10 protein-coding genes and 3 pseudogenes are annotated in these 12301 nt (G+C 68.1%); 3 read left to right on the top strand and 10 right to left on the bottom strand.

Annotated features, from left to right (window positions below; genetic code table 11):
• Nucleotides 1-334: 334 nt before the first annotated feature.
• From ACWIHT_RS46925 to ACWIHT_RS46905, 5 genes and pseudogenes are all read right to left on the bottom strand, one after another.
• On the bottom strand, nt 335-2020 hold the full coding sequence (locus ACWIHT_RS46925; RefSeq protein ID WP_359609134.1) for a ribonuclease J: 1686 nt from the start codon (nt 2018-2020) through the stop codon (nt 335-337).
• 128 nt (nt 2021-2148) lie between these two features.
• Nucleotides 2149-3048 carry a 4-hydroxy-tetrahydrodipicolinate synthase gene (gene dapA, locus ACWIHT_RS46920; protein WP_456174779.1) on the bottom strand — a complete coding sequence of 300 codons (900 nt, stop codon included), beginning with the start codon at nt 3046-3048 and terminating at the stop codon, nt 2149-2151.
• Nucleotides 3049-3259: 211 nt separating this feature from the next.
• Nucleotides 3260-3709 (bottom strand): annotated as a pseudogene (gene thyX, locus ACWIHT_RS46915) (FAD-dependent thymidylate synthase); the annotation flags it as partial.
• A gap of 3 nt (nt 3710-3712) precedes the next feature.
• A pseudogene (locus tag ACWIHT_RS46910) lies at nt 3713-4459 on the bottom strand (HNH endonuclease); the annotation flags it as partial.
• A 159-nt stretch (nt 4460-4618) separates the two neighbouring features.
• Nucleotides 4619-4909: pseudogene (locus tag ACWIHT_RS46905) on the bottom strand (FAD-dependent thymidylate synthase); the annotation flags it as partial.
• Between the two features lie 212 nt (nt 4910-5121).
• Between ACWIHT_RS46905 and ACWIHT_RS46900 the strand changes: the two are divergent.
• Nucleotides 5122-5361, top strand: coding sequence for a hypothetical protein (locus ACWIHT_RS46900; protein ID WP_456174778.1), 240 nt, complete (start codon nt 5122-5124; stop codon nt 5359-5361).
• Between the two features lie 122 nt (nt 5362-5483).
• Nucleotides 5484-6038 carry a hypothetical protein gene (locus ACWIHT_RS46895; RefSeq protein ID WP_456174777.1) on the top strand — a complete coding sequence of 185 codons (555 nt, stop codon included), beginning with the start codon at nt 5484-5486 and terminating at the stop codon, nt 6036-6038.
• An 85-nt stretch (nt 6039-6123) separates the two neighbouring features.
• On the opposite strand, the gene ACWIHT_RS46890 is transcribed toward ACWIHT_RS46895, so the two are convergent.
• From ACWIHT_RS46890 to rpsO, 5 genes are all read right to left on the bottom strand, one after another.
• Nucleotides 6124-6576 carry a hypothetical protein gene (locus ACWIHT_RS46890; protein ID WP_456174776.1) on the bottom strand — a complete coding sequence of 151 codons (453 nt, stop codon included), beginning with the start codon at nt 6574-6576 and terminating at the stop codon, nt 6124-6126.
• 10 nt (nt 6577-6586) lie between these two features.
• The gene (dapB, locus tag ACWIHT_RS46885; protein ID WP_456174775.1) at nt 6587-7339 is read right to left on the bottom strand and encodes a 4-hydroxy-tetrahydrodipicolinate reductase; all 753 of its coding nucleotides are present in this window, start codon (nt 7337-7339) and stop codon (nt 6587-6589) included.
• A gap of 42 nt (nt 7340-7381) precedes the next feature.
• Entirely contained in the window at nt 7382-8761 is a 1380-nt protein-coding gene (locus ACWIHT_RS46880; protein WP_456174774.1) for a M16 family metallopeptidase, read from the bottom strand.
• Nucleotides 8758-10980, bottom strand: coding sequence for a polyribonucleotide nucleotidyltransferase (locus ACWIHT_RS46875; RefSeq protein WP_456174773.1), 2223 nt, complete (start codon nt 10978-10980; stop codon nt 8758-8760). The genes ACWIHT_RS46880 and ACWIHT_RS46875 overlap by 4 nt, the downstream gene beginning before the upstream one ends.
• Before the next feature lie 363 nt (nt 10981-11343).
• Nucleotides 11344-11631: a 30S ribosomal protein S15 gene (gene rpsO / locus ACWIHT_RS46870; protein WP_019075416.1), complete on the bottom strand. Its 288-nt coding sequence runs from the start codon at nt 11629-11631 to the stop codon at nt 11344-11346.
• A gap of 292 nt (nt 11632-11923) precedes the next feature.
• Here rpsO and ACWIHT_RS46865 point away from each other — a divergent pair, with 292 nt between their 5' ends.
• Nucleotides 11924-12205, top strand: a complete 282-nt coding sequence (locus ACWIHT_RS46865; RefSeq protein ID WP_200713035.1) for a DUF397 domain-containing protein — start codon at nt 11924-11926, stop codon at nt 12203-12205.
• The last annotated feature ends 96 nt before the right edge of the window (nt 12206-12301 follow it).

Below are 12301 nucleotides of genomic sequence, written 5' to 3'. Positions count from 1 at the left end.
CTCAAGGAACGGACGCTTCCTTTGTACTCACCCTCTCGGGCTTTCCTCCGGGCTTTTCCCTTCGGTCTTGCGTTTCCGACTCTATCAGACCGTTTTTGGTTCCGATTTCCTCGGTGCTTTCCAGGTTCCCGCTTCCGCGTTTCCCTTTCCGGCGACTCCGACTTTATCAGAGGTTCTGAGTCGGAATTTCCGGCCCTCCGGGAGTGGCTCCCGTACACGCGAAGTGTCCGGGTTCCCCCTCAGGCGGAGCCGTAAACGTACTGGAGCGGGCCGCCTCGATGCAAATCGAGGCGGCCCGCTCCAGGTTCACGCGTACGAGGGGGTCGTACGACGGTCAGACCTCCACGACGACCGGGAGGATCATCGGCCTGCGCCGATAGTTGTCGGAGACCCACTTGCCGAGCGTGCGGCGGATCAGTTGCTGCAGCTGGTGGGGTTCCACCACGCCGTCCTGGGCCGAGCGCTCCAGGACCTCAGCGATCCTGGGGACGACGTCCACGAAGGCGGAGTCGTCGATGCCGGAGCCGCGGGCCTGGATGTGCGGGCCGCCCGTGATCTTGCCGGTGGACGAGTCCACGACGACGAAGACCGAGATGATGCCCTCGTCTCCCAGGATCCTGCGGTCCTTCAGCGCGGGCTCGCCGACATCGCCGACCGAGAGGCCGTCGACGTACACGTAACCGGCCTGGACCTTGCCCGAGATCTTGGCCTTGCCCTCGATGAGGTCGACGACCACGCCGTCCTCGGCGATGACGATCCGGTCGTGCGGGACGCCGGTCAGAGCGCCCAGCTCGGCGTTGGCCCGTAGGTGGCGCCATTCGCCGTGGACCGGCATCAGGTTCTTCGGCTTGCAGATGTTGTAGAAGTACAGCAGCTCGCCGGCCGAGGCGTGTCCGGAGACGTGGACCTTGGCGTTGCCCTTGTGGATGACGTTGGCGCCCCAGCGGGTGAGGCCGTTGATCACCCGGTAGACGGCGTTCTCGTTGCCCGGGATGAGCGACGACGCCAGGATCACCGTGTCGCCGGCGACGATGCGGATCTGGTGGTCGCGGTTGGCCATGCGGGACAGGGCGGCCATCGGTTCGCCCTGCGAGCCCGTGCAGACAAGGACGACCTCGCTGTCGGGGAGGTCGTCGAGCGTCTTGACGTCCACGACCAGGCCCGGTGGGACCTTGAGGTAGCCGAGGTCACGGGCGATGCCCATGTTCCGGACCATCGAGCGGCCGACGAAGGCGACCCGGCGGCCGTACTCGTGTGCCGTGTCCAGGATCTGCTGGATGCGGTGCACGTGGCTGGCGAAGCTCGCCACGATGATGCGCTTGCGGGCACCCGCGAAGACCTGGCGCAGGACGTTGGAGATGTCCCGCTCCGGCGGCACGAATCCCGGGACCTCGGCGTTCGTCGAGTCGGCGAGGAGCAGGTCGATGCCCTCCTCGCTGAGCCGTGCGAACGCGTGTAGATCTGTCAGCCGACCGTCCAGCGGAAGCTGGTCCATCTTGAAGTCGCCGGTGTGGACGACCATGCCCGCGGGGGTGCGGATGGCGACCGCGAGGGCGTCCGGGATCGAGTGGTTGACCGCGACGAACTCGCAGTCGAACGGGCCGATGCGCTCGCGGTGCCCTTCGGCGACCTCAAGCGTGTACGGGCGGATGCGGTGCTCCTGGAGCTTCGCCTCGATGAGGGCGAGGGTCAGCTTGGAGCCGATCAGCGGGATGTCCGCCTTCTCGCGAAGGAGGTACGGGACTCCGCCGATGTGGTCCTCGTGGCCGTGCGTGAGGACGATGCCGTCGATGTCGTCGAGGCGGTCCCTGATGGACGTGAAGTCCGGCAGGATCAGGTCGATTCCGGGCTGCTCCTCCTCGGGGAAGAGCACGCCGCAGTCGACGATCAGCAGACGGCCGCCGTATTCGAAGACCGTCATGTTTCGGCCGATTTCCCCGAGGCCGCCGAGTGGGGTGACCCTCAGGCCGCCTTCGGGGAGCTTCGACGGAGGGGCGAGTTCAGGATGCGGATGGCTCAAAAGACTCTCCTACCCATGCGCGCCACGTACCTGTGGGCACGTGGCGCGCATGACGTTCGTGCAAATGCAGTTATCGGATGTGGGGTGCGGGCGCCGAAGCCCCGCGTATTCAGTTGTGAAGTCTGTTGTCAGAGCTGTACCCCGCCGGCGGCAAGATCGATCTTGAGCTGGGCGATCTCCTCGGAGGAGCACTCGACCATCGGTGAGCGCAGTGGTCCGGCGGGCAGTCCCTGGAGGGTGAGCGCGGCCTTGGTGGTCATGACGCCCTGGGTGCGGAACATGCCGGTGTAGACGGGGAGCAGCTTCTGGTGGATCTCGGTGGCCTTCTGGACGTCACCGGAGACGTACGCCTCCACCAGGGTGCGCAGTTCGGGTGTGACCACATGGCCGACGACCGAGACGAAGCCGACCGCGCCCACGGAGAGCAGCGGCAGGTTCAGCATGTCGTCGCCGGAGTACCAGGCCAGGCCGGTCCGGGCGATGGCCCAGCTGGCGCGGCCTAGGTCGCCCTTGGCGTCCTTGTTGGCGACGATCCTGGGGTGCTCGGCGAGTCTGACCAGGGTCTCGGTGCCGATCGGGACGCCGCTGCGGCCGGGGATGTCGTAGAGCATGACCGGCAGTTCGGTGGCGTCGGCGATGGTCGTGAAGTGTCGGTACAGGCCCTCCTGCGGGGGCTTGTTGTAGTACGGCGTGACGATGAGCAGGCCGTGTGCGCCGGTGCGTTCGGCCGTGCGGGCGAGTTCGACGCTGTGGTGGGTGTCGTTGGTGCCGACGCCGGCGATGACGTGGGCGCGGTCGCCGACCGCTTCCAGTACGGCTCGTACGAGATCCGCTTTCTCCGCGTCGCTGGTGGTCGGGGACTCACCGGTGGTGCCGTTGACGACCAGGCCGTCGTTGCCTGCGTCCACCAGGTGGGTAGCGAGCCGCTGCGCGCCGTCGAGGTCGAGCGCGCCGTCCGCCGTGAAGGGCGTGACCATGGCGGTGAGGACCCTCCCGAAGGGGGTCTGCGGAGTGGAGGTCGGAGCCATGGGTAACACGCTACTCGCTGCTCAATGCGGGGTCTGCCCTCGGGGCAGGCGACAAGTCGTGACAAATATGGAGCCCGGCACTGCCTGCTCGGGGGTTCAAGCAGTGCCGGGTCCGTTTGATCAGGCTAGATGAACTTCTCCAAATGCCGCAATACGGACACTTCGCACGACTGACCCGTACATGTGTGCCCGCTCGGCAAACAGAGGTGCGCTACGGGGCGACACGACCGTTGGCATTGAAGGCCGAGTGGGTGAGCGGCATGAGCTTGGCCCACTGCTCCTCCATCTTCTCGCCGACCATCTCGATCTCCCGCTGCGGGAAGGACGGCACCTTCGCCAGCTCGTGCTGCGTGCGCAGACCGAGGAAGTGCATCAGCGAGCGGGCGTTGCACGTGGCGTACATCGAGGAGAAGAGGCCGACAGGGAGCACCGCGCGGGCGACTTCGCGGGCGACGCCTGCGGCGAGCATCTCCTGGTAGCGCTCGTACGCCTGGATGTACGACTCCTGCATCGAGCGCTCGACGATGGCCTGCTGGGCCTCCGTACCCGACACGAACTCGTACTTGCCCGGGCGCCCCTGCTGGACGAGCTTTCGCTCCTCCCCGGGGACGTAGAAGACCGGTTGAAGTTCCCTGTAGCGGCCTGATTCCTCGTTGTACGAATTGTGTACGACGATCCCGTTCGCCAGGAAGTTGTGCCAAGGGCCTTCCACGGTGAGGTCGTACGTCATCTCCTCACCGTCGTCTTCAATGGACACCACTGGATCGGGAAGGGCCACCGCGATCTTCCCGCCCCGACGCGCAAGCTTCTCCTCCCCCGCGCTCTTGGCGGCGTGACAGGGCGCGCAAGCGGGCGCCAGGTTCCGCTCGTCCAGTGCTTGGGTCAGGTCTTCCGCGACGGGAACGACGTGATCGAGCGCGAGTTGCTCACGCGCGAAGGACTCCCCGCACATGTGGCACGTGTCGGTCTCGCCGATCAGGCGGTCGCGCTGCATCGAGGTCCAGACGCCGACACCACGACGGAGGCTCGGGGGAACCAGCCGCTCCGTGGGAAGCGGAGCCGTCCCGGCGGTCATCACGGCGTCTCCGACCGTGAGTTCACCGGCCTTGCGCCAGCCGTCCGGAGTGAGCACCGCGTGATCGACGGTGGAGCGGAGAACCTTTCCGCCGGCAGTCGTGATCTTGATCAGCGGCTTGACGCCCGACTGGATGACATCGACGATCTGGGCCCGCTGGGCCGTCAGGGTCTCCTCGTCGTAGCAACGGACGTGGTTGCGCCGGACCGATTCGAGTTTGCGCAGCCGGGTGGACGGGTGCTGCTCGCGGAATTCCGCGACGGCCGAGTCGGCCGCCTCACGATTGTCGTAGAGCCCCAGGTAGTGGTTGGTGTCCCCGCGCCGGACCTGCGCCATCCACTTCTGTGCACGGGCGTGCCAGGTCACACCGCCCGCCGAATGCGGCAGGCGGTCCTCCACTCCCAGATGCCACAGCTTGTACAGGTCCTCGATCGAGCGGCGCCGGAGGTTCCCCGCCTCGCTCTCCAGTGTGATCTCGGTGTCGCCGGAGACACACCAGCCCACCCGATGCCGCATGAACTCGCGGAAGACGAAGATCGGGGCACTGATGAAGAAGGTCATGGAGTTGTGCTCGAAAGGGCTGCCGTGCCGGTCGCGCATCAGGTAGTTGATCAGGCCCTTGGAGCGCTCGGGGTCCTTGCCCATCTCTTCCAGGGACTGTTCGCCGATCGTCGAGACGCGGGCGGCGAAGAGCACGTCCGCGTCGGACGCGGTGTGCTTGACCAGCTCGACGGTGACATCGCTGCGGAAACTGGGCTTGAGGTCGTCGGCGGGAGTGTCGGTCACGGCTCGGAGGGTCCTTCCATCACGTCTCTCGGGCGGCGCCCACTCTACGGCCCGGCACTGACAACGGGGCGTTCGGGCCGTGCCGCGACATTCGTTGGCGAACTTCTGCGAATTCGGCGAAACGGGGCACCTTTTGGGGCGTTCGCTCGTCTGTCTTGGTGAGAGCCACCCGTTCGATCCCGATTCGATCCCTGAGGGGAGATGCACCACCGATGCTCCGTCGGCGCGAACCCGTCCCGTTCGCCTTCATCGCCGAGACCGATCGCTTCCGCAGCAATGTCACCCCGCCGCCCCGTGAGCGCGCGTCCGCCGGTCAGATAGCCGGGCGTTGGCTTCTGGGGCTCACCATCGTCGCCGGCATCGTGGGCTCCCTGGTCCTCGGGATGCCTGCGCTGTCCCAGCACAACCTCTCGACCCAGAACCAGCAGTCGCAGGCAGCCGACAACCGCTGACCAGGCACGCGGCCACGCAGTCGACCATGACTCGTCCGGACCCCCAAGGGTGGTGAGCGGGAACACGGCCGGATAACCTCACCGGGCACAGCCCACGCATGGATTCAGTGAGGACACCAGCCGTGCCCCTGCCCTTCCTTACGGCCGACCGCGCATTCGAGGCCGCGGACGAGCTCGCGCTGCCGTTCGACGACCGCGACCGCTGGCGGCGCCCCTACCGGCCCGGACCGTGGCGGGTGGCGGTGTCGGCGCTCGTGCTGCTGCTCGCGTCGTACGTGCTCTTCGCCGCCGTCATCATCGCGTTGACCGGCTCACGGTCCGAGGCGGGGGTGATCCTCGGGATCGCGGCGGTCGTCATCCTCTGCGCCCTGCGGTTGCTGCGCATGGGCGTGTGGGTGAGCGCGCGCGGGCTGCGCCGGGTGCGGTTCTTCTACACCCTCACGGTGCGGTGGGACCGGGTCGCCGCCGTGCGCACGGTGCAGCAGCCGGTGCGCTGGCTCGGACTGCCGCGCACGGTGCAGGGACAGGCGCTGCTCCTCGTACGGAAGGACCGTGCCGCCGAGGACGTGGCCGCGTTGCTGACCACGCACGACATCGACTTCCTGGCGCGTGCCTCCGCCTTCGACCGGGCCGCCGACTCGGTCGAGGTGTGGTCCGACGAGTACCGGCGGAGCTGACCGCCCGAGAGCGACGCGAAGGGGCCGGTCCGCAGCGAGTGCGGGCCGGCCCCTTCGGCGTACAGGCGCACGGACATACGGGCGTTCAGGCTTGGACGGGGCGGCCTGCGTGCAGGGCGATCGCGCGTTGCATCGCCTTGCGGGCGCGCGGGGTGTCGCGGGCGTCGTGGTAGGCGACGGCGAGGCGGAACCAGCTGCGCCAGTCATCGGGGGCCGCCTCCGTCTCGGCCTTGCGCTTGGCGAAGACCTCGTCGGCGGAGTCGCGGTCGATCCGGCCGCCCGCCGTGCGCCTCAACTCGTCGACGGGCAGGCCGCCTTCGGCGTCGAGGAGGGCGGCCAGGCGGTTGGCGTTTCGGACGAACTGGGTGTTCTTCCAGAGGAACCACACGCCGATCACCGGCAGGATCAGGACCGCGATCCCGAAGGTGACGGTGATGACCGTGCCCGACTGTATGAGCAGGACGCCGCGGCTGCCGACCAGGACGAAGTAGAAGACCAGGACGGCGGCCGTGACGGCGTAGGTGAGTTTGGCGCGCATGTCGTGAGCCTCAGCCCAGGTCCAGGAAGTGTTCCAGGCCGAAGGTGAGGCCCGGGGTGGTCACCACGCGGCGGGCGCCGAGCAGGATGCCCGGCATGAAGCTGCTGTGGTGGAGCGAATCGTGGCGGACGGTCAACGTCTCACCCTCGCCGCCCAGCAGGACCTCCTGGTGGGCCAGCAGGCCGCGCAGGCGCACGGAGTGGACGGGGATCCCGTCGACGTCCGCACCGCGCGCGCCGTCCAGGGCCGTCTCCGTGGCGTCCGGCGCGGCGGGCGTGCCCGCCTTCGCGCGTGCCTCGGCGATGAGCTGGGCCGTGCGCGTGGCCGTGCCGCTCGGGGCGTCGACCTTCCTCGGGTGGTGCAGTTCGATGACCTCGACCGACTCGAAGTAGGGCGCGGCGATCTGCGCGAACTTCATGGTCAGGACGGCCCCGATGGAGAAGTTGGGCGCGATGAGGACGCCCGTCTCCGGGGAGGCGTCCAGCCAGCCGTTCAGCTGCGCGAGGCGGTCGTCGGTCCAACCCGTCGTACCGACGACCGCGTGGATGCCGTGCCGGACGCAGAAGTCGAGGTTGTCCATCACCGAGGCGGGGGTGGTCAGTTCGACCGCGACCTGGGCGCCCGCGGCCGTGAGCGCCTCCAGGGTGTCGCCCCGGCCGAGGGCGGCCACCAGTTCCATGTCCTCGGCGGCTTCGACGGCTCGTACCGCCTCGGCGCCGATCCGGCCCTTGGCACCGAGGACCGCCACGCGCAGCTTGCTCATCGTTCTTGCTTCCTTACCGGATACGGGTTCCGAAGGCGGGTGTTAGGCGACGGCGTCGTTCAGTCGGGCCGCCTGCTTGTCCTTGAGCGGGCCGATGACCGCCAGCGAGGGTCGCTGTCCCAGGATCTCGCGGGCGACCTCGCGGACCTCGTCCGGGGTGACCGAGGCGATCCTGGCCAGCAGGTCGTCGACGGACATCTGTTCGCCCCAGCACAGCTCGCTCTTGCCGATGCGGTTCATCAGCGCGCCCGTGTCTTCGAGGCCCAGGACGGTGGAGCCCTGGAGCTGGCCGACGGCGCGGCCGATCTCGTCGTCGGACAGGCCGTTCGCGGCGACCTGGTCGAGTTCGTCGCGGCAGATCTTCAGCACGTCGTGGACCTGCGAGGGCCGGCAGCCGGCGTAGACCCCGAAGAGTCCGCAGTCGGCGAAGCCGGACGTGTACGAGTACACGCTGTAGGCCAGTCCGCGCTTCTCCCGGACCTCCTGGAAGAGGCGGGAGGACATGCCGCCGCCGAGGGCCGTGTTGAGGACCCCGAGGGCCCAGCGGCGCTCGTCGGTGCGGGCCAGGCCGGGCATGCCGAGGACGACATGTGCCTGCTCGGTCTTGCGGCCGATCAGCTCGACGCGGCCCGTGGTGCGCAGGGTGCGGCGGCCGTCGCGCGGGGCGATGGGTTCGGCCTGCGCGTTCTTGAAGGCACCGGCCTTGTCGAAGGCGGCACGGACCTGTCGTACGACCTTGTCGTGGTCGATGTTGCCCGCTGCCGCGACCACGAGGTGGGTCGGGTCGTAGTGCTTCTTGTAGAAGCGGCGGATGCGGTCCGCGGTGAGGGCGTTGACGGTGTCGACCGTGCCGAGGACCGGGCGGCCGAGGGGGTTGTCGCCGAACATCGTGCGTGCGAACAGGTCGTGCACGCAGTCGCCCGGGTCGTCCTCCGTCATGGCGATCTCTTCGAGGATGGCGCCGCGCTCTACGTTGACGTCCTCCTCGCGGATCAGGGAGCCCGTCAGCATGTCGCAGACGACGTCGATGGCGAGCGGCAGGTCGGTGTCGAGCACGCGCGCGTAGTAGCACGTGTACTCCTTCGCCGTGAACGCGTTCATCTCGCCGCCGACCGCGTCGATCGCGGAGGAGATGTCCAGCGCGCTGCGCTTGTGCGTGCCCTTGAAGAGGAGGTGCTCCAGGTAGTGCGTGGCGCCGTTCAGCGACGGCGTCTCGTCGCGGGAGCCGACGTGTGCCCAGATGCCGAAGGTCGCGGAGCGGACCGAGGGCAGCGTCTCGGTGACGATGCGCAGGCCGCCCGGGAGGGTGGTCTTACGGACCGTGCCGATGCCGTTGGTGCCCTGGATGAGGGTTTGGGTACGGGCGACGGCCCGCGCCTCCGAGGAGGTGCGGGCCGTCGTCGTGGTACTGGTCGACGTCACTTGTCGTCGTCGTCCTTCTTGTCGTCCTCGGTGTTCTCTTCGCCCTCGATGACGGGGATGAGGGAGAGCTTGCCGCGGGAGTCGATCTCGGCGATCTCGACCTGGACCTTCTGGCCCACGCCGACGACGTCCTCGACGTTCTCCACGCGCTTGCCGCCGGCGAGCTTGCGGATCTGCGAGATGTGCAGCAGACCGTCCTTGCCCGGGAGCAGCGACACGAACGCACCGAAGGTGGTGGTCTTGACGACCGTACCCAGGTAGCGCTCGCCGACCTCCGGCATGGTCGGGTTGGCGATGCCGTTGATCGTGGCGCGGGCGGCCTCGGCCTGCGAGCCGACCTGGGCACCGATGTAGATGGTGCCGTCGTCCTCGATCGTGATCTCGGCGCCGGTGTCCTCCTGGATCTGGTTGATCATCTTGCCCTTCGGGCCGATGACCTCGCCGATCTTGTCCACGGGGATCTTGACGGTGATGATCCGCGGGGCGTTGGGGGACATCTCGTCCGGCGTGTCGATCGCTTCCATCATCACGTCGAGGATGTGGAGGCGGGCGTCACGGGCCTGCTTGAGGGCGGCGGCCAGGACGGAGGCGGGGATGCCGTCCAGCTTGGTGTCCAGCTGGAGGGCGGTGACGAACTCCTTGGTGCCGGCGACCTTGAAGTCCATGTCGCCGAAGGCGTCCTCCGCACCGAGGATGTCGGTGAGGGCGACGTAGTGCGTCTCGCCGTTGATCTCCTGGGAGATCAGGCCCATGGCGATACCGGCGACGGGGGCCTTGAGGGGCACACCGGCGTTCAGCAGCGACATGGTGGAGGCGCAGACCGAGCCCATGGACGTCGAGCCGTTGGAGCCGAGGGCCTCGGAGACCTGACGGATCGCGTAGGGGAACTCCTCGCGCGTCGGCAGGACCGGGACCAGGGCGCGCTCGGCGAGCGCTCCGTGGCCGATCTCGCGGCGCTTCGGGGAGCCGACGCGGCCGGTCTCGCCGACCGAGTACGGCGGGAAGTTGTAGTTGTGCATGTAGCGCTTGCGGGTCACCGGGGAGAGGGTGTCCAGCTGCTGCTCCATGCGGAGCATGTTGAGGGTGGTGACGCCCAGGATCTGGGTCTCGCCACGCTCGAACAGCGCCGAGCCGTGCACGCGCGGGATGGCCTCGACCTCGGCGGCCAGGGTGCGGATGTCGGTGACACCGCGGCCGTCGATGCGCTTCTTCTCCTTGATGACGCGCTCACGGACCAGGGACTTGGTCAGCGAGCGGTACGCGGCGGAGATCTCCTTCTCGCGGCCCTCGAACTCCGGGAGGAGCTTCTCGGCGGCGAGACCCTTGACGCGGTCCAGCTCGGCCTCGCGGTCCTGCTTGCCGGCGATGGTCAGCGCGGCGGCGAGCTCCGGGCGGACGGCGGCGGTGAGGGCCTCCAGGACGTCGTTCTGGTAGTCGAGGAAGATCGGGAACTCGCCGGTGGGCTTGGCGGCCTTGGCGGCGAGGTCGGCCTGCGCGCGGCAGAGCACCTTGATGAAGGGCTTCGCGGCGTCCAGACCGGAGGCGACGACCTCCTCGGTGGGCGCCTCGGCGCCGCCCTGGACCAGGGTGATGGTCTTCTCGGTGGCCTCGGCCTCGACCATCATGATCGCGACGTCGCCGTCCTCCAGGACGCGACCGGCGACGACCATGTCGAAGACGGCGTCCTCAAGCTCGGTGTGCGTCGGGAACGCGACCCACTGGCCGTTGATCAGCGCGACGCGGACGCCGCCGACCGGGCCGGAGAAGGGCAGACCGGCCAGCTGCGTGGACGCGGAGGCGGCGTTGATCGCCACGACGTCGTACAAGTGGTCGGGGTTGAGCGCCATGATCGTGGCGACGACCTGGATCTCGTTGCGCAGGCCCTTCTTGAAGGAGGGGCGCAGCGGGCGGTCGATCAGGCGGCAGGTGAGGATGGCGTCCTCGGAGGGACGGCCCTCACGGCGGAAGAAGCTGCCGGGGATCTTGCCGGCGGCGTACATCCGCTCCTCGACGTCCACCGTGAGGGGGAAGAAGTCGAGCTGGTCCTTGGGGTTCTTGGAGGCGGTGGTGGCCGACAGCACCATGGTGTCGTCGTCCAGGTACGCCACGGCGGAGCCGGCGGCCTGCTTGGCCAGGCGGCCCGTCTCGAAGCGGATGGTGCGGGTGCCGAAGGAGCCGTTGTCAATGACGGCCTCGGCGTAGTGGGTCTCGTTCTCCACTAGCGTTTTCTCCGTTACTTGTCGTCTTTCGTCCCTCCCCGCCCGTGTGGCGGGGGGACGGTGGCGGAGAAGCGCTGTCTGGTGCGGGCCGGTCTTCGATCGAAGCACCCGGGGTTTCCTGCCCGGGGGCCACTACCGAGGACCGGCGGCTGCGAGGCGCGCTTCTCCTCGTTCGTTTCGTACGTTGTTCGTACGGTGTCGTGCTGTCCTGCGTTGTCGTGCTGTGTCGTGCGTATTGCGTTGTGCTACCACACTACAAAGCGGCAGTGACACTCCGCACGTTTCCGCACGTACGGGCAATCCGCACATACGGCAAAGGGAGCGGCTCCCGATCGTTTCGGGACCCGCTCCCCTCACGGCGTCTTACTTGGCGCCCGCCGCACCGCGACGGATGCCCAGGCGGTCGACCAGCGCACGGAAGCGCTGGATGTCCTTCTTGGCCAGGTACTGGAGCAGCCGGCGGCGCTGACCGACCAGGATCAGCAGACCACGACGGGAGTGGTGGTCGTGCTTGTGGGTCTTGAGGTGCTCGGTCAGGTCCGAGATACGGCGCGAGAGCATGGCGACCTGGACCTCGGGGGAGCCGGTGTCGCCCTCCTTCTGACCGAACTCGGTGATGAGCTGCTTCTTCGTAGCGGCGTCGAGCGACACGCGTACTCCTCGTAGTCTGAGATGTGCCACCGAGTGCCCCTGGTCCACTTCTCAGGGGAGCTTCCGTAACTCGGGAGGCGGGATCCGCTGGGCGCGGCCTCCGGAGCGGTGAGCTCCAGGGGTGCGTACACAAACGGCCGCTACACAGCGTACCAGCCTGGGGGGACACCTCGGTCCAGCTCTGTGAAGGGCCCTGACCGGGGCGGATACGGCCACTAGGGTGATCTGCATCTACGGGCAGTACCGGAAGATCGTAGATCACGTCGGTTCGTCGGGAAGGGGTCGCTTCGCCATGGCGGAGACGGAGCAGGAGATCAAGGCACGCAAGGAGCGGGAGCGGGACGAGCTGTACGCCCTCGACATCTCGGGCGTGGAGTGGCGCAGCGCGCCGGGCACGGAGGAGCACGAGGAGCGCGTCGAGATCGCCGACCTGCCCGACGGAGGGATGGCCATGCGCTCGTCGCTCGACCCGGACACCGTGCTCCGGTACACGGAGGCGGAGTGGACGGCCTTCGTGCTGGGCGCTCGGGACGGCGAGTTCGATCTGGAGCCGGCTCCGGAGGAGCAGCAGTAGTAGTCGTAGGCATGCGAAAGGGGGCGGCACGCGTGTGTGCCTTGCAGGCCGCCGCGCACGAGAAGGCGGACACGATCGTGCTGGACCTGGCCGGGC

The organism is Streptomyces sp. NPDC002276 (assembly GCF_053891435.1).
The sequence above is the reverse complement of the archived record's forward strand: the minus strand, read 5'-3'. Positions and strand labels throughout refer to the sequence as shown.